This window comes from Sorangium sp. So ce1504, from assembly GCF_051521635.1.
Taxonomy (GTDB): domain Bacteria; phylum Myxococcota_A; class Polyangia; order Polyangiales; family Polyangiaceae; genus Sorangium; species Sorangium cellulosum_B.
Map to the genome: position 1 here is coordinate 10,801,083 of NZ_CP150365.1, position 19,113 is coordinate 10,820,195.

The 19,113-nt window shown below is 70.9% G+C and carries 6 protein-coding genes; all 6 read right to left on the minus strand.

The annotated features are described in order from the left end of the window. Window positions 1-10 precede the first annotated feature (10 nt). The 6 genes from WMF39_RS40630 to WMF39_RS40655 all read right to left on the minus strand — a co-directional run bounded on the left by WMF39_RS40630 (window position 11) and on the right by WMF39_RS40655 (window position 19,047). Window positions 11-2,173 (minus strand): methyltransferase, encoded by a 2,163-nt coding sequence (locus tag WMF39_RS40630; protein ID WP_437741813.1) that lies wholly within the window; start codon window positions 2,171-2,173, stop codon window positions 11-13. Then, window positions 2,170-3,279 (minus strand): hypothetical protein, encoded by a 1,110-nt coding sequence (locus WMF39_RS40635; protein ID WP_437741814.1) that lies wholly within the window; start codon window positions 3,277-3,279, stop codon window positions 2,170-2,172. The genes WMF39_RS40630 and WMF39_RS40635 overlap by 4 nt, the downstream gene beginning before the upstream one ends. Continuing rightward, window positions 3,276-5,015, minus strand: a complete 1,740-nt coding sequence (locus WMF39_RS40640) for an ABC transporter ATP-binding protein (protein WP_437741815.1) — start codon at window positions 5,013-5,015, stop codon at window positions 3,276-3,278. The genes WMF39_RS40635 and WMF39_RS40640 overlap by 4 nt, the downstream gene beginning before the upstream one ends. Further along, the gene (locus WMF39_RS40645) at window positions 5,012-6,793 is read right to left on the minus strand and encodes an ABC transporter ATP-binding protein (protein WP_437741816.1); all 1,782 of its coding nucleotides are present in this window, start codon (window positions 6,791-6,793) and stop codon (window positions 5,012-5,014) included. Before WMF39_RS40645 ends, WMF39_RS40640 begins: the two co-directional genes overlap by 4 nt. Further along, a complete protein-coding gene (locus tag WMF39_RS40650) occupies window positions 6,790-12,330 on the minus strand; it encodes an amino acid adenylation domain-containing protein (RefSeq protein ID WP_437748098.1) in 5,541 nt (1,846 codons plus the stop codon). The genes WMF39_RS40645 and WMF39_RS40650 overlap by 4 nt, the downstream gene beginning before the upstream one ends. A gap of 111 nt (window positions 12,331-12,441) precedes the next feature. Next, window positions 12,442-19,047, minus strand: a complete 6,606-nt coding sequence (locus WMF39_RS40655; protein WP_437741817.1) for an amino acid adenylation domain-containing protein — start codon at window positions 19,045-19,047, stop codon at window positions 12,442-12,444. Window positions 19,048-19,113: the final 66 nt, after the last annotated feature.

A 19,113-nucleotide genomic window follows, 5' to 3' on the forward strand; every position in this document is an offset into this window, starting at 1 on the left:
CGGGTGGTCGTCAGCAGGCGGTGGCGAAGAACAGGTGCTGGCCTGCCACCGCCAGGGGGGATTCGAGCGAAGGAAGGACGAACCGCGGCACGAAGGCTGCGGCCAGGAGCTCCTCATTCCAGCCGGGCGCGTCGATGAACACCTGATCGGTCCCGGCGCGCCGGTCCTCGCTGCCGAGCGGCGGCGAGCCGGCCGCAGGAGACAGCAGGAACTGCATCGCCGTCAGGATCGCGCAGTTCTCTCGTGTGGAGTCCGTGAAGATGAGCCACCCGCCGGGGGCGAGCGCGCGGCGGATGCGGCGCAGCGTCCGACCCGTGTGCGCGGCGTTGTGGAGGACATTGCCCGCGAGCACGACGTCCGCCGCGTGCGGCTCCACCCCCTGCGCCGTGAAATCGATGTTGATATCGAGCACGGCAGTGCGCATCCCGCGATGGCGGCCGAACCGCTCCTGCGCCGCGGCCGTGAACGCGCGCGCGACGTCGGTGAACAGGTAGTCGACCGGCGCGCCGTCGAGGGCCCGCAGCGCGGCTGTCGTGGTGAGCCCGGCGCCTCCGCCGAGCTCGAGCACGCGCAGCGGCCGGTGCCGCAGCTCCGCGCAGCGGCGAACGAGGTGAGCGCCGGCGGCGCTCAGGTAAGCGGTGAAGACGTTGTCCTGGTAGGCGGCGAGGGTGGAGAGGTCCTGCCGCTCGCGAAACAAGAGCTGCTGAATCGAGAGCTCGTCGCGCACGAGCGCGTGCAGGCGGAGCAGAGCGGCCTGGTGAACTTCCGCCATCGCGGGCGGGAAGCCGAGCGCGGCATACGCGTCGGGCAGGTCGGCGGCCGCGCCGGCGTCCCGCAGGGCCCGTCGCCACACGTACTTATCCCCCACGTCGCCGAGCACACCGTGGTCGCGCAGCGCGGCGAGCCACCGCCGGACTAGCCATGCGTGCCGCGGCGCCGCGCCCAGCGCGGCGACGATCTCCTCCGCGGTGCGCGCTTCGCCTCCCGGATGCACGGCGCCGCTCGCGAGGAGCAGCTCCCCCAGGGCCCGCAGGCTGATCGCCTCGAGTCGCTGCATCGCCCCCGGCAGGTGCGCCAGGGCATCCCTCCCCGGCGCCGGTTCCAGCAGCCGAGTGAGCCTCAGCCCCGCCTCGTGTGTCTCGTCTCCCGTCGGCACGCGGGGCGCCTCACCGCCGGCGTCGTCGGCGGCGGCCTCCACGGCCGCCGCGGCCAGATCCGCTGCGGGGACGACCTCCGCGTCGGCGCGCGCCGTCGCCGAGCCGAGCGCGGCGAGGATGTCATGCCGGAGGCGGCACAGCGTGAGCTGAACCTGAGCCTCGCTGACGGCTGCGCCTGGGCTCTCAACGGCGTTGGCGAACGCCGTCAGCTCGCCGCGGGTCGCGCGCAGCCAGCTCACGGTCTCGCGCTCGGCCGGCGCGTCCGTCCCGCCGAGCAGCACGGCAGACCCCGTGGCGTGTGCGGTCCAGAGGACGTCGCCGTGAACCCCGGTCAACTTCAGCTCGCCGGCGTCGCTGCCCAGGGCGAGCTCGACGACCCTCTGCGCCTCTGACGACACCTCGTTGCGCACGCGCAGGACGATGGGAACACCCGCGAGGCTGCCTCCGAGCACGACAAGCCCGCTCCCGAGCGGCGCCGGCTCACGGATCTGCCAGGGGCGCAGGGCGCCGAGCGCGTCTCCCAGGAGGCGGAGCAGCGCCTGGATCGACGCTCTCGTGCACGTCGCCGCGACGTACCTGACCGGCGTGCGCGCGCGCAACACCTGCGCTGCGCCGAGGAACCGCCGGGATGCCGGCGTGGCAGAGGCGACCGCTGCCACCCGGAAGGCGGCTCGGCCAAGGCGCGCTTGCCGCAGGCACGCGGCGAGCTCATCGTGCTCGAGCGGCGCCTCCGCCAGCACGGCGCTGCCGCGCCCCAGGAGGTCGACGGCGCGCTCGGTCACCGGCACCCCGTGCCCGGTCGCCGATACCCAGCAGCTCACGCCGGCGCCGAGGGGCGCCTGATCCGGCCGGGTCCAGAGCGCTATCCTGGCCTGATCGGCGAACCTCCGGGCGCCCTCGCTGTCGTCGGCGAGCTGGCCGATGAGGCGAAAGCGCCCGTTCAACTGCTGGAGCGCGGCCAGGTGCAGAGGACCGAACCCGGCGCCGCACAGCACGAGAGGGATCCCGGCGGTCACAGGGAGCCCTCCTCGGTAGCGCCGAGCGCGTCGATCGACGTATCCAGCAGATCGAGCGCGGTCACCGCGCCGCTCTCGCGAAGGCGACCGACCGTCGACAGGGGTTCGAGCGCCGCCGCTGCGAAGTGGCGCCCAGCGGGCACCTGGCCCTGGTCCACCGCCAGCGTGGTGAGCGCGGCCAGGGTCCCTGTGAGCTCGGCGTTGCGCCGCCCGCGCATAACCAGCGTGCGCGTGACCGGGGCGCCGTCTCGCAGGCCGTCGAGCTGCGCGACGAGGAGGACGTGAGGCTCCCGTCCAGCGAGGTCGAGCAAGCTGGCCCGGCATAACGCCGCGACCGCCTCGCGGCGTTCGAGGGTGCGGGCGCGATCGAAGGCCGTGAGGATGTGCTGGCCGGTAATGACAGTATACCAGTCTCCTCGAGCGAGCCGGAGCGACGCCGCGAGCCGCTCTCCTTCGGTGTTGAGGTAAGGCAGCAAGGTGGCCGGACCGGGGAAGAACGGGACTTCCACGTTGCGCGTCCGGGTCAGCACCCCGGAGCGACGCCCCTCTCGCCATGCCGCGAGCGGCTCGCTCACCCCGTCCGTGGCCGCCTGGAGGTAGTCGTCCGCGGCGACCTCGGTGAAGCGGTCCAGCACGCCGAAATAGCTGCGCATGCCGTGAACCTGGCTGAAAGCCCGCTGCGCCGCCCATCGCGGCAAGAGCGCCGTGAGGCCAGGCTGCAGCCCCGCCGAGAGCACGGCCACGCGCCCGCGGGTGCGGTACGCCTCGTCGTCCAGGAGCGCGTACAGCGCATCGTCGCCGGCGGCGTCCACGTAGTCGGCGCCGGCTCCCACGGCTGCGCTCGCCGCGCGGTCCGCGATGGCGTGCGACGGACCTGCGCAGTTGAGCACGATCCGACACCCACCGACGAAGCGACGCAACGACGCGTCGTCCCGAACATCGACCGCCTGGTGCTCGGCCGCTCCCGCGGACAGCTCACTCGCGAAGCGGCGGGCCGCGTCGACGTTTCGCCCGCCGATCCTCAGCGGCCCGAGGCCGAGCGACAGGAGCCGCCGGGCCGCTTGCGCGCCGACGTCGCCATAACCTCCCAAGATGCCGATCGTCATCCTGCAGCCTCCACCAGCCGCCATCCGTGGGCGCGGCGACGCTCGTTCCAGAACGCCGTGTACCGCCCGTTGCGCGCCAGGAGCTCCTGATGCGTTCCCGCCTCGACGATGCGGCCGCCGTCGAGCACGAGGATCTGATCGGCGGACACGATGGTCGGCAGCCGGTGCGCGATGACCAGCAGGGTCGACCGGTGCATCAGTGTCCGCATCGCGCTCTGGATGTAGCGCTCGTTCTCCGGGTCGAGCGCCGCCGTCGCCTCGTCCAGCAGCACGATAGGAGCGTTCTTGAGCACGGCTCGGGCGACCGACACCCGCTGGCGCTCCCCGCCGGACAGCGACGCTCCGCCCTCGCCGACGCGGGTCTTCAGGCCCTGCGGGAGGCGCTCGATGATCTCTTCCACGCCGGCCAGGCGGGCGGCCTCGCGCACCTCGGCGTCCGTGGCGTCCAGCCGGCCCACCCGGATGTTCGCCTCCAGCGTGTCATCGAACAGATAGACGTCCTGCATGACGAGCGACAGCTGCGTCATCAGGTCTTCCGTGGAGAGCTCGCGGACATCCACGCCGCCCACCCGCACCGAGCCCGCGTCGACATCGAAGAAGCGCGCGATCAGCCGTGTTATCGTGGTCTTCCCGGAGCCGGATGCCCCGATGATCGCCGTCATCGTCCTCGGCGCTATCCGGAAAGACACATCACGGAGCACGGGAGCGCCCGGCTGATAGCCGAACAGGGCATCGGAGAACTCGATCTCCCCCGGCGCCGCGATGGGCCTGGAGCGCTCCGGCTCGGGCAGCGGCGCTTCATCGAAGATGGCGGACAGCCGCTCCAGATCGTTGCCTGCCATCCGCAAGAGCCCGCTACGCCCCGCGGCCTCGGCCAGCGGCCCCACGAACCTGGCGGCCAGCGCCAGCAGCGCGACGAGCTCGATCGGATCGATCGACCGATCGAGCGCGCGCACCACGCCGACCGCGATCAGCGCGGCGAACGCGAGCTGCACCGACAGACCGCCCGCGAGCAACCTGGGGAAGGTCTGACGCAGCATCGACCCGCCCGCGGCGCGCTGCCCATCGATCGCCTCCTCCAGCGGCGCATAACCCCCCGTGGCCCGACCGAAGGCGCGCAGCACCTGCTGGTTGCGCGCGAACTCGACGACCCGGTTGCTGGCGAGCGCCCCCGCGGTGTCGACCTGCTCCTCGGTGCGGCCGATCCACGCCGACGACCAGCGGTGCGTCAGGTAGATCAGCGGCGTGCAGGCGATGGCCGTCAACCCGAGCTGCCAGTCGAAGAACAGCATGGCGACGGCGATCGTCGCGGGCGTCAGGATGCCGCTCACCACCGGGGTCAGGAGGTGGGCAAACACGTTGGTGACCATCATGGTGCCGCCCGTCGCGCTCCGTGAGAGACGGCCGACCTTCTCCGAGGAGAACCAGCCGATCGGCAGGCGGGCGACGTGGTTGCCGAGCCGGTCGTGCAGCGTGGTCAGGACGACCAGGGCGAGCGCGAAGCCCTTCATCGTCTGCTGGTAACGGGCGACGCACGTCACCGCGACGACCGCGGCCAGGAGGAGCAGCCAGCGCAGCGCCTCGCCCAGGTCCCCGCCGAGCAGCGCCTTGAGGACCGGGACGAGGAACGCCATCGCCACCCCCTGGACGACGGAGTAGACGATGAGCCAGCCGAAATAGACGTGCAGCGCCCTTGCGTGCTGCGGTCCCAGGATCTTGGTCAGTTGCCGGATCATGAGGCTTCACCCACCGCTGCAGTGGCAGCCGCCATGTCGCTCTCGGCGTAAGCACGCCACATCCTGGCGTAGAGCCCGTCCGCGGCGAGCAGCGCGGAATGCGTGCCGCGCTCGCGCACGCGGCCCTCGTCGAGCACGACGATCTGATCGACGCCGGTGATCGTCGCCAGCCGGTGGGCGATGACGATCACGGTGCGCCCGCGCGCGACCGCGGACAGCGCGTCCTGGATCTGCGCTTCTGACTCCGGATCCGCGTGCGCAGTCGCCTCGTCCAGGATCAGCACCGCGGTGTCCGCGAGCAGCGTGCGCGCGATGGACAGCCGCTGCGCTTCGCCGCCGGACAGGATGGCGTCTTCGCCGATCACGGACTGATATCCCCTGGGAAGCGCGACGAGCCGGTCGTGGATCTGCGCGGCGCGCGCGGCCGCGACGACGTCTTCGTCGCTGGCCTCGGGCCGGCCGAGGCGCAGGTTGTCGGCGACCGTTCCATGGACCAGCTGGACGTCCTGCAGAACGAAGCCGACGTTCCGGTACAGCACGTCCGGCGCGATATTGCGGATATCGACGCCGCCGAGCAGGACAGCGCCGCCGGTCACGTCATAAAACCTGGGCACCAGCTTTGCCAGCGTGGACTTCCCCGCGCCCGAGGTGCCGACCAGCGCGGTCACCGTGCCAGGCGTGCAAGCGAAGCTCACGTCGGAGAGCACGCTCCTCGAGCCATCGTAGCTGAACGAGACGTGATCGAACTGCACCCCCGCCCCGCGCGGCGCCTCTGGCGTCGTCGTGATGGGCAATGACGGCTCGTCGAGCAGCGAGGCGACGCGCTCCGCCGCCGCCACGGCCTTGCGCTGGGCCGTGAGCCCCTGGTTCAGCGTGAGCACCGTCTGCGGGATGACCACGGCGACCAGGGTCTCGGCGAGCAGGTCGATGGGGCTCACCCAGCCCTCTCGGATGAACAAGGCGCCGACCGTCAGGCTCACCAGCATGATCACGGGCACCGAGAGGGCCATCGAGGTCAGCGCCTCGAGCCGGAGCAGCGGCCGCACCCAGCCGGCGTACCGATCGCTGAAATCGCTGACCGCGCGCTGGTAGCTCTGGTGAGCGCGGCCCGTCTGGCCGAACGCCTTCACGACCGCGATGCCGTGGACGAACTCGACGATCGCGGCGCTCACCCTGGCGAAGCTCGCGTCGAGCTGCATCATCTTCTCGGCGAAGCCCCGCATCATCCATGCGTAAGCGACGATGTAGATGGGCAGGGTGGCGATCGCGAGCAGCGCCAGCCGAAAGTCCAGCCAGAACAGGTACAGGAGGCCGCCGAGCGGAAGGACGATGGCCGAGACGAGCTCGACATCGTGGTGCGCGACGAGGTGGTGCAAGTCCTCGAGGTCGTCCTGGACCGCTTTGCGGACCACCCCTGACGTCTTGTCGGAGTACCACCCCAGCGGCACCTCGCCCAGCTTGCGCACCAGCGCGCGCCGCAGGAGGGCCTGAAGCCGATGGTCGGCCAGGTGAGTCACCCACAGCGCCGTTCCGGTGCATGTCCACCCGACGCCGAGGCCGACAACGATGATCAGCGCGACCCCGGCCACCTTCGCGCTGTCGATCGGGCCTGACGCGACGAGGATCCGCGCGAGCTCGGCAATCCCGATGAACGGGACGAGCGTCGTCAGCGCCCCGACGCCGCCAAGGAAGATCCCGAGCCGCGTCAGCCCTGCTATCGGGCGGCGCAGCTCGCGGAGCGCGGCGTCCTTCTGCTGATTCTCTCGATTCTCTCTCATGTGTGGCGCAACGATACCGCGAGGTGCTCGGCCACGACATTCACATGCGGTGGCTCGATGACGCTGAAATGGTTGCCGGGCACGTCGATCAGCTTGAACTCGCCGAGGCAGACGCCTTCCCAGAACGGCGCCGTCAGGGGCCCGACGCCCGCGGTGATGCCGAAGGATTGCTCCTCGTCGCACCGCAAGAACGTCATATCGCCGACGTACGGCTCGGGATCGAACCGCGCTGCGCGCATGCTATGCCTGCAGGTCCGGAACAGCGCCGGGATGAGCTCGGGTCCGACGGGCACCCCGGCCTGGGCAGCCGCCGCCTTCGCATAGCTGGCCAGGCGCTCGTCCTGACTGCGCGCGGACTGCCTGCGCACCGCGGCGGCGACCGATTCCAGCCCGGGGTCTCCGCCGAGCCTGGCCATTGCGCCGGCCGGAATCTTGCGGTCGTAGTCGACCATCAGCTTCTCGATGGCCCGGTACACGTCGGCGCTGTCGACGTCGTCGCCGAAGACGGCCTTCACCGGATCCAGGTTCAAATTCGGGGCGAAGATCGCCTCGAACGCGAGCTCTTCGTCGGTCTCGATGAACATCGGGATGCTGTCGACGAGCGCCAGGTCGACCGACATCCCGCGCTCGAGCAGCCGCCGGGCCACCTCGGTGGCGAGCAGCCCGCCGAGGCAGTAGCCGATGAGCTGAAACCGCGTGAAGCCTTCATCGATGAGCCGCTGCGCGTAATCGTCGGACACGCGCGCGACGAGCTCCTTCGGGGGGATCGCGAGGTACAGCTCGGGGTCGGCGACAGCGAAGCCCAGGACGGGCCCCAGGTTCTGGGCGGCGAGCGCCCGCCCCAGGTGCTGGAAGTAATCCATGGTGCCCAGCGCCGCGTGGAACATCACACGCGCCGGCCCGTCCCCGCCGCCGAACGAGAGGATCAACGAGTTGCTGCCCTCCCGGCGCTGCGCGACCTGCGCAGTCTTGCCGCCGCTGGAGGACGCCTCCGCGCCCGGCCCAGCGCCGCTCGGCGCGTGCGCGGCGCCGTCTTGCCTGCGCAGCGCGCGCGCGAGCGCGTCGACCGTCGGCTCATTGAGCATCTGCCGCAGGAGCGTGTCGTAGGCGAACGGCGCGGCTTCCGGCACCTCCTCGCGCAGGCGCCCTGCCACCCTGGCGAGGATCAGCGAGTCGGCGCCGCGGTCGTAGAAGTTCTCGCCCTTGCCGATCCGCGCGATGCCGAGCGCGCTCGCCCAGAGCGCACACAGCCGGCTCTCCAGCTCGTCCAGCGTGGCATCGGCCTCCTTCCCGGCGCCGTCGATGAACGCCGCGGGCCGCAGGGCGGCGAGCGCCTTGCGGTTGACCTTGCCGTTCGCCGTGAGCGGCAGCCGGTCGACGACCTGCAGATGAGCAGGCACCATGTGCGCTGGCAGCCGCTGCCCGAGGAAGCTCGTGAGCTCGTCGGTCCCGACCCGGGCCCGGTCGGTCTTGAAGCGCGCAGCGAACATGTGCATGCCATACGCCGCCATCGGATGGTCGTCGTCCGGCAGGCGGAGCACCAGCTCGCCGCCGCTCTTCGCGATCAGGCCTTGCCACTGCTCGGTGGACAGGAACTTGGTGGTGCCGCGTTCCCTGTCTGCGCCCGCGGGGTCCATCATGAAGCCCTGGGTGAGCAGGACGTGCGGGTGATCGGCGGTAGGCTCGGTGAACACGAGCCATCCCGATGGCCCGAGCAGCTCCACCGCCGCCGCCACCGCGGCTTCGACGTTGCGGGTGCTGTTCAGCATTCCGGCGCACAGCACGACGTCCGCGGAGTTCGGCAGCAAGCCCTGGGCCCGGTAATCCTCGTTCAGATCGAGCTGCCCGAATCGGACCCAGGAACGCTCCCGGAACCGCTCGCGCGCGTCGGCCAGGAAGAAGGCTGTCAGGTCCGTGAACAGGTAGTCGACGTCATGGCCGTCGAACATCGGGAGGACCACGCCGGTGGTGGCCCCCGTGCCGGCGCCGATCTCGAGCACCCGCAGGGGGGCGCCGTCCGTATGCGCGGCGGCGATCCGGTACAGGAGCGCCGCGACCGCGTGGTTGTTGTAACGCGCGATCGCGTCGTCGCGGTACACCGCGAGCGCCACGTCGTGCTTCCCTTGCGGGAACAGCAGCTCGAACGGGTTCTGCTGGTTCTCGAGCAAGGCGTGCAGCCGCTCGACATGCGCCTTGTGGTACTCAACGAACTCGGGCGTACACAGCCCGGACGACGACGCCAGCTCCTCGAACCGCCGCCAGGCGTCGTGGACCGTTGTCGCGTCGGCGGCCCTGCGCTGCGCGTAACGGCGGCTCTCCTCGTGGTACGTGAGCCATCCCGCCTCGGTCAGGAGCCCCAGCCAGCGGCGAACGAGCCAGTGATGGCGGTCGTGGACGCGCGCCTCGCGCAGGATCTCCTCGGCCGAGCGCGTGTCGCGCGGACCGGCGAAGAGCCCGCGCTCGGAAAACGCGTTCATCATGGACGCGAACGAGGCGTCGCGCAGCGCTCGGGTCGCCTCGGTCACCTGGGCCGCGGTCACGCCGCTGACCTCCTTGTCGGCGAACTGCCGCGCCGCAGACACGAGGCGAGCCTGCGACGTGGCCAGATCCTCGTCCGCAGGCGCGCTGCGCCGCGCGAGCTCGACGAAGCCGAGCAGCGTGCGATCCGTGGGGTCCTTGCCGGCCACCACGGCCGCGGCGGCGCCGACCGCCGGATGCGCGAGCAGCGCGGCCTCGATCTCGCCGAGCTCGATCCGGTGCCCGCGAATCTTGACCTGGCTGTCCTCGCGGCCGAGGAACTCGATGGATCCGCCGGGGAGATAGCGCCCGAGATCTCCGGTCCTGTAGAGGCGCTGTCCATCGACGGGATGGTTGAAGAAGCGCGCTGCCGTGAGCTCCGGGTCGCCCAGGTACCCCGCCGCAAGGCCGTGCCCGGTGATGTACAGCTCTCCAGGGACCCACACCGGCGCGTCGCGGAGCGACTCGTCGAGGACGCGGAAGCCCTGGTTGGCGAGCGGCACCCCGTAGGGGATGCTCGTCCACGCCGGATCGACCCGCTCGATGCGATGGTAATTCGACCAGATGGCCGCCTCGGTCGCGCCCCCGAGCCCGATGAGCGTCAGGTCAGGAATGAACCGGCGGATCTGGTCGGGCAGCGTGACGGGGATCCAGTCGCCGGACAGCAGCGCCATGCGCAACGAGCGGATCGCGACCGGCTCTGTCTGCAGGTAGCTCGCCAGCATCTGAAGCTGCGCAGGCACGGAGTTCCACAGGGTCACCTCGTGCTTCACGAGGAGATCCGCCCAGTGGGAGGGGTCGGCGCCGCGGTCGGGATCCGGAAGGACGAGCGTCCCGCCGAGGGCGAGGGTTCCGAAGATGTCGTACACGGACAGGTCGAAGCCGAGCTGGGCGAGGCCCAGCACCCGGTCCGATCCGGTCACCCCGAAGCGACGGTTGATGTCGTCGATCGTGTTCAGCGCCGCCCGGTGGGTGATCATGACCCCCTTCGGATCACCCGTGGAGCCGGAGGTGTAGATCACGTACGCCAGCGCGTCGGGGTCGCCCATCGGCGCTTCGGGGCAGGTCTGCGCAGGCGCCAGCGTGTCCACGTCGATCACGCGCAGGCCGTCCGGCAGCTTGGCCGCCGCGGAGATCCACGACTGGGTCAGGACCTGTCGCACCGCCGCGTTCGACAGCACCTTCTCGATGCGCAGCCGCGGCTGCGTGGCGTCCAGCGGCAGATAGGCCGCGCCCGCGAGCAGCACGCCCAGCACCGCGACGACCTGCTCGATCCCCTTGTTCATGACGACGGCGACCCGATCGCCCGCGGTACAGCCGCCGTCTCGCAGCGCCTGCGCGACCGAGGCCGCCCTCATCGCGAGGTCGCCGTACGTCAAGCTGCCCGCGTGGCCGATCACCGCCACCGCGCCGGGGTCGCGGGCGGCCTGCTCCAGGAACCCTCGGTGCAAGAGGGAGTCCGGCAGCGGACAGCTTGTCTGATTGACCCGCTCGCGCTCCTGCGCCTGCCATCCGGGCAACGCGACCGGCTCGATGGCCTCCCATGCCTCGGAGCGCTCCGCGAGATCCTCCAGCAGCCGCTGCAGCGCGCCGAACATGTCGTCGATGAGGCCGTCCGGGAAGATGCCCTGACGCACGTCCCAGTTGACCTCGAGCCCGTCGGCGTCATCCATGACCTGACAATCGAGGTAGACCTGCGGGGTCTGCGTGACGCCATGGCCGAAGCGCCGGCCGCTGCTGGGTCGTCGCCGCGAGCCGAGGCCGATGGCGCTGGTGAAGACGACCGGCATCAGCGCGGCTTCCCGCCCGCGCCTGCGGGTCATCTCGCGCAGCACCTCGACCCCCGTGAACAGCCGGTGGTCGAGATCGGCGAACATCTGATCGCCGAGCCGCGCAGCCCATTCCTTGAAGCTGCGCCCGGACGCCGCCTGCACGTCCATGAGGCTGACCGACGTGAAGTCTCCGACGATCCGGTCGACGTGCGGGTGCAGCGGCAGGCGGTTGAGCAGCGTGAGGTTGAGGCTGAACCGTTGGCGGCGGCTCCAGCGCTGCAGCACCGTCGCATAGGCGCCCAGCACCGCGATCGAGGCCGTGAGCCCTCGCTCGCCGGCGCGCTGCCGGAGGCGCTCCCAGCGCTCGGCGGACAGGCGGCTGTGGTGGCGGCGGAAGCGCACGGGCCCGGCTTCCGCGGCCGATGGAAGCGTCGGAAGCTCCGGCGCGGGGGGCAGATCGTTGACGCGCGAGAGCCAGTACTGGCGGTCACGCTGGTAACGCCCGGTCTCGCGCAGCCGCCGCTCCGCGAGGATGTAATCGCGAAAGCGGAGGTCCAGCGGGCGCAGCTCGTCGCTGCGGCCGGCGAGGATGAGGTCGAGCTCCTCGAAGAAGATCCCGGCGCTCGCCCAGTCGGCGATCAGCGAGTCGAGCGAGAAGTGCACGACGTCGCCGCCGCTGGTGCGGGTATGCCGCAGCTCGAACAGCGGCCATACGGTGGTCTCGTACATCCGGTGGTCCATCTCGGCGCGGATGCCGCGTAGCGCGCGCTCCACCTCGGCGGCGGAGGCGCCGCGGAGGTCCGTCGACTGGATGGGGTACCGAGGTACCGTGGGCAGGACGCGCTGGTAGCCGTCCTGCTCGATCACGGCGCGCAGCATCTCGTGCCGCTCGATCAGCAGGTTCCAGGCGTCGGCGAGGCGCGCGGGGTCGAGCTCCGGATACGTCACCTCCAGGTACCCGTGGCAGGCGACGCCGCCGTAACCGAAGGAGCTCTGGCGCCCCAGCAGGTAGGCCGTCTGCACGTCGGTGAGCGGGAACGGCTCATGACGCCCCTGCTCGTCCGCGGCGACGACCACCCCCTGGTTTGCTGCCAGAAAGTCGATGATCTGCGCCTTGTGCGTGCGCAGCACCGTCATCTTGTCTTCCGTGAGCAAACCTTTGGGCGCACGGAACCGGAGCTGCCCCGATTCCGTCCACAGATCGACACCCAGCGTCTTCAGCTCTTCGATGATCCCGGCAACGGGCATGGACGTAAGCTCCTGTAGCTTGTTGACGACAAGCGTCACATCAGACGATGAACTCACCGGCGAAGCGCTCTCCCGCACGCCGGCTCCGGCGCGCCACCGCGGCGGAGGCCGCTAGAGCACGCCCTCCTCGATCTCCTGGCGGGCCTCGTGCTCGGCGGCGAGCGCCGCTGCGACCTCGCGCAGCGTCGGTCCGTTGAACAGGCGCCTCAGAGGCAACATGATGGCGTGGCGCTGATTCACGGCCTCGATGAAGCGCGTCGCGAGGAGGCTGTCGCCGCCCAGCTGGAAGAAGCTCTGATGGCGGCCGACGCTGGCGACGGCCAGGAGCTCGCTCCAGAGCGCCGCGACGGCATGCTCCCATTCGCCCTGCGGGGGCTCGACCTCCCGGGCGTCGGGCTCGGCTTCCACCGAGATCAGCCTGACGATCTCGGCATGGTCGACCTTGCCGTTCGCGCTGAGCGGCAGCTGGGCCAGCACCACGATCCTCTCTGGCACCATGTGAATCGGCAGGCTCATGGTGACATGGTCGCGCAGCTGCTCCGCGCTGAGCTCCGCGGCAGCGTCCGGGCGGTGGCCATTCAGGCCGTCGACCGCCGCGCCTCGCGCTTCCTCCGCGGCAGCGGGGACCACCGCGGCGGCGAGGCGCCCGGAGGCCGCCACGGCCACCGCATCCCGCACGCCGGGGTGCGACCGCAGAGCGGCTTCCACCTCGCCGAGCTCGATGCGATGCCCGCGGATCTTGACCTGAGTGTCGGTGCGGCCGAGGAACTCCAGCGCGCCGTCGGGCCAGTAACGCCCGACGTCGCCGGTGCGATACCACCGCGCGCCGTCTCCGACGAACTTGCGAGCCGTCAGATCCGGCGCGGCGCAGTAACCGCGCGCCACCCCGAGACCACCGATCCACAGCTCGCCCGGCACCCAGTCCGGACAGTCGCGGCCATGCGCGTCCACCACGCGGAAGAGCTGGTTGCGCAAGGGATAGCCATAGGGGATCGAGCGCCACGACGGCTGGATCCCATCCACCTCGAAGAAGTTGGACCAGATCGAGGCCTCGGTGGCGCCGCCGAGCGCGATGAACCGACATCCCGGCCGCTGCGCGGCGAGCCGCCCGGGCAGATCCGTCCTGATCCAGTCGCCCGAGACGAGCGCCAGGCGGATGGCGCCCGGCGGCTCCGCCGCGCTGCCGACGATGAGCAGCATGTCGAGCAAGGTCGGAACGCTGTTCCAGATCGTCACCTCATGCCGACACACCAGATCATGCCAGCGCCTCGCATCGCGCCGCGATTCCTCCTCGATCAAGACCAGCGAGCCGCCGGCGGACAGCAGACCGAAGATATCGTAGACGGACAGATCGAAATCCAGCGCAGACACGGCCAGGACGCGGTCTTCCGCGCCGACGCCGAAGCGTTGATTGATGTCCAGCACCGTGTTCAGCGCGGCGCGATGGGTGATTTCAACGCCCTTCGGCTCGCCGGTCGATCCGGAGGTGAAGATGATGTACGCCAGCTGCTCCGCGTCGATCGCCGCCGGGCTCGGCGCGGGCGCGGACGCCATCGCCTGTCCGAACACACACGGACGAACGCCCTCCGGCCAGCACCTCGGCTCCGGGCCGGTGACGACGACGCGGACCCCTGCCTGGCCCAGCATCCTGTCGCGGCGCGCATCGGGTTGATCCACCCCGACCGGCAGGTAGGCGGCTCCGGCCGCCAGCACGCCCAGCACCGCGGCGATCTGATCGGGCCCCTTGGGCAGGTTCACGGCGACGACATCGCCTGTCGCCACGCCTTGCTCGGCCAGCGCGGCCGAGAGGCGCAGCGCGCGCGACGCGAGCTCGCCGTAGCTCATCACCTCGGCCTCGCCCCAGCGCAATGCGATCCGTTGCGGCTGCTCGCGCGCCAGGTCGAAGAACGCGCGGTGCAGGCTCCGCCGTGGGCTCTCTCCGGCCGTCGCGTTGACGAGCGCGCGCGCGCGCCGCTGCGGCTCGGGCAGGAGATCGGGCACGGGCAGGTGCCATTCGGAGCTGCTCAGCCAGCTCAGCTCGCGCAGGTACGCGTCGAACATCGTGGCGATCAGGCCTTCCGGGAACAGGTCCTCGACAACGTCCCAGTTCAGGGCGATGCCGCCCTCGGCCTCTATCACCTGATGGTCGAGCCACACCTGCGGGGTCTGCGTCAGGCCCCACACCTGCTTCCTGAAAGGGCCGCTGGCCGGCGCGGCGGTGCCGCCGGGGACGCCGAGGGCGCTCGTGAACACCACCGGCATGGTCACGCTCGGCGCGCCGCTCGACCTGGCCAGCTCGCGAACGAGCGAGATGCTCGAGACGTCGCGATGGTCGAGCGCGTCGCCCAGCTCCTGCTGGACGCGCCGGGCCCGCGTCACCCAGCTCTCGCCGGCGGCGGGCCGGTATCCGACCAGCGTGAGCGACGTGAAATCGCCCATGACCGTGTGGATGTCGGGATGCACCTCGCGGCGATCGAAGAGCGTCAGGTTGAGCGTGAGGTCGGGGCGGCTGCACCAGCGGCTGAGCACCTCGGCGAACGCCGTGAGCAGGACCGTGGACGGCGTGACGCCGTGCTCGCCTGCGCGCTCGACGATGCGGCGCCATCGGCTCGCGTCGACGCTGCCCTCGTGGCGCGTGAAGCGCGGGCGCCCCACCTCGGCCGGATCTCTGGCGAGCGGCAGCTGCGGCGCCGGCGGCAGCTCTGGCAGCTTCTTCGCCCAGTACGCCCGCGCGGCGGCGAGCGCCTCCGATCCCGGCGTGCACGTCAGCACGTAGTCGCGGAAGGACAGCCCGACCGGCGGCAAAGCAGCGCCGGGAGCCTCGTAGAGCGCGGTGAGCTCCGAGTAGAAGGTGAGGATGCTGAGCGCGTCGAGGATGAGGTTGTCGAGGCTGATGCCGAGGCGCGTCCTGTCGCCCGACCGCACCGCCCGCATGCCGAACAGCGGCCAGCGGGTCGGATCGAAGACCCAGTGTGAGCAGTCGCGCCGCAGCGCCTCGTACGCCTGAGCCGGGTCCTCGCCGGCGTCGACGACCTCTATCGTGAACCGCGGCACGTCCGCGAGGATGCGTTGCTGGCCCTGCTCATCGAAGACGGCGCGCAGCATCTCGTGCCGCCGCACCAGGACGTTGACGGCCGCCTCCAGCCGCGACACGTCGAGATCGACGACGTCGTACTCGCGGTAGAACTGGCAGGCGACGCCCCCGAGCGTGAAGCTCTCGTCTCGACCCAGCCAGTAGGCCCGCTGCACCTCGGTCGGCGGGAAGGGCTGGTGGCGGTTCTCCGGATCGGCGACCAGGGCCGGCAGCGCCGGAGCGCCCGCGCCGAGCGACAACGTGGCAGCGAACTCGGCCAGCGTCGGGCGGGCGAACAGATCGGCCAGCTTGACGCCGTCGAGTCCGACCTCGCGCAGCCGGCGCACCAGGCGTGTCGCCAGGAGGGAGTCGCCGCCCGCGGAGAAGAAGTTGTCCTCGCGGCCCACCTCCGGCACCTTGAGCAGCTCGGCCCAGACCCCGGCGACCCGGCGTTCCACCTCGCCGACCGGCGCGGTCACGGTCGCCTTGGCCTGAAGGGCCATGCTGTTCACCGCTCGCTGCAAGGCGTTGCGATCGATCTTGCCGTTGGGCGTGAGCGGCAAGCTCCTGCAGCGCCACAGGTGGTCCGGCACCATCACGGCGGGGAGGCGGCTCACCAGGAACTCGCGCAGATCCGCGAGCTCCGGCGGCGGTTGCCGCAGATCGATGATCTCGCCTGCCGCAGGCACATCGATCCTCGGATCCTCCGAGGTGATGGCCACATAGAGCCCACGTTCACCCAGCACCGCGACGGCCTGGCTGACGCCGGGATAACCTCCGACCGCGGCCTCGATCTCGCCGAGCTCGATGCGGTGCCCGCGCAGCTTCACCTGGAAGTCGGCGCGCCCGAGGAACTCCACGCTGCCGTCGGCCCAGTAACGCGCGCGGTCGCCGGTGCGGTACCAGCGCGTCCCGTCCGCCTGGAGAAACTTGTTCGCCGTTTTCTCTCGGTCGCCGCGATAGCCGCGGGCCACGCCGGCGCCGCCGATCCACAGCTCGCCCGGGACGAAGTCCGGACAGTCGCGCCCCAGAGGATCGACGACGCGCAGCTGCACGTTGCCGAGGGGCTTGCCGTACGGCACCGACTTCCAGTGCGGAGGCACCTCGGTGACCTCGCAGATCGTGGAGTGGATCGCGGTCTCGGTGGTGCCGCCCAGCGCGATGAAGCGGCAGCGCGGAGCGCGCTGCGCAAGGCGGCCCGGCAGATCGAGGGTCACCCAGTCGCCGCCCAGGAGCACCGCCCGGAGCGGCAGCGGACCGGGACCGTCGCCGGCCGCGGCGAGCGTGATATCGAGCAGGGCAGGCACGCAGTTGAGGACGGTCACGCGATGGCTGCGCAGCAGCTCGACCCAGACCCCCGCGTCGCGACGCGCCCACTCCTCGACGCAGACCACGGCGCCGCCGGCCGACAGCGGCGCGAAGATGTCGTACACCGACAGATCGAACTCGAGCGCGGACAGCGCGAGCGTCCGGTCGGTCGCGCCCAGCGAAAGGCGCTGGTTCAGATCATCGATGGTGTTCATCGCCGCGGCGTGCGTGATCTCCACGCCTTTCGGCTCGCCCGTCGAACCGGAGGTGAACAGGATGTAGGCGAGATCCGAGTCCGCGCCGGCCAGCGGCTCCGCCAGCGACGCCTGCCCCTCCGGGACGTCATCGAGCACGAGGGCGGCGCCGGCAGCGTCGAGGATGCGCTGGCGGCGCAGCGCGGGTTGATCCACGCTGATCGGAAGGTACGTGGCGCCGGCGGCCAGCACGCCCAGCACGGCGACGATCTGGCTCGGCCCCTTGGGCAGCTGGATCGCCACCACGTCGCCTGCGCTCACGCCGTGCTCGCGCAGGTAGCCGGCCACGCGCAGCGCGCGCTGCCGGAGCTCCCCGTACGAGATCCTGCCGCCTTCGCCCCACAAGAGAGCAGGCGCCTCCGGCTGTCGCTTCGCGAGCTCGAAGAAGCCGTCGTGCAGGCGCTTGCCCGAGACTGCTGTCCTGGTGGCGTTCGCGGCGACGCGCACCTTCAGCTGCTCTCCCGGGAGCAGCGCGGGCACAGGCTGCCGCCAGGCTTCCTCGTACGCCAGCAGGCGCTCCAGCAGGCGGCCGTGCGCGTCGAACATCGCGTCCAGCACGCCCGGCGCAAACGCATCTTCACGCGCATCCAGGTTGACCAGCAGGCCGCCGTCGAGCTCCGTGACCTGCGCGTCCAGCCACACCTGCGGCCCCTGGGAGATGATCCAGGACGCCCTCCCGAAGCGCTGCTTCACCACCTCGGGAAACAGCTCGCCCAGGCCGAGCGCGCTCGTATACACGACAGGGGCCAGCACCTGCTCGCCTCGCTGCCGGGAGAGGTCGCGCAGCACCTCGACGCCCGAATAACCCACGTGCTCGGCGTCCGCATGGAACTGGGCCTGCAGGCGCTGCGCGCGTTCAGCGAAGGTGCCGGGCGCCGCGCCGTCCCAGGCCAGGAGCACCGAGGAGGTGAAGTCGCCCACCAGCATCCCGACGTCCGGGTGCAAGGGCTCTCGGTCGAACATCGGCAGGTTCATCAAGAACCGCGGCTCCGCGCTCCAGGCGGTCAGCGTCTCGGCGAAGACCGCTGCCATCGCCATGGCCGGCGTGAGGCCGTGGCGCGCCGCCAGAGACGCGAAGGCGCGCACCTGCTCCGGAGCGAGCCAGCGATGGCGCCGCACCACCGTCGTGGCGCCCACGTTCACGTGGTAGGGAGCGGCGGGCAGCTCCGGCGCAGCGGGAAGGTCGCTCAAGCGAGCTTGCCAGTACGCTCGGTCGGCGTTCCGCGACCGCTGGCCCTTGACGCTCGCGCGGCTGGCCTCGCGTTCCGCCAGGTAGCGCGGATAGCTCGTGTTGATCGGAGGCAGCGGCTGCGAGCCGGCATAGAGGTGCGCCAGGTCGGCCAGCAGCACCCGCAGGCTGAGCGCGTCGGCGGCCACCATGTCCAGGTTCACATGCAGGCGCGTGCCGCCCGCGCGGATCGCGTCCGGCAGGAGCGAGATCTGGATGTCGAACACCTCGCCGGCAGCCAGATCCAGCGTCCGATGCGACAGCGTCCGGCGCAGCTCGGCGAGCGCCTCTTGCGCCGCCTCGGCCGACAGGGCACGCAGATCGTGGACTTTCAGCCCACGCCCGCGGCTGTCGGGCAGGATCTGCTGGCGGCCATCGCTCAGGATCTTCACGCGCAGCATGCCGTGCCGCCCGAGCAGCTCCCGTACGGCAGATTCCAGCCGCGCGGGGTCGACCCGCTCGCCATCGAACTCGTTATAGAAATGCGCGGCGACGCCGCCCAGCTGCTGGCCTTGCTCGCGGCCGACCCAGTACGCGTGCTGCATCAGCGCGAGCTCGAAGGGCGCTGCCTCGTCGATCGTGGCCGCGGCGGGCGAACGCTCGTCGCGTTCGCCCTTGGTACAGCTTCGCTCTCCTATCAGCGCCTTCCAGGCGGACACCCGCGGGTTCGCCGCGAGCTCGGCGAAGTCGACCTCGATGCCTTGCCGCCGCCACCTGCCGGCGAGGCGCATCATCGTGATCGAGTCCATCCCGAGCTCGATCAGGTTGCTGTCTTCACGGACGGTCTCGGCCACCACGCCGAGCACGCTCGCGACCGTCTCCCTCAGATCCGAAGAGGCGACTTCGTCGTGCATTCGCTGTGTCTGTTCGTGCATTGGCTGACTCGTGAGAAGGCAAGCTCAAGTCCGGAACACCATGTC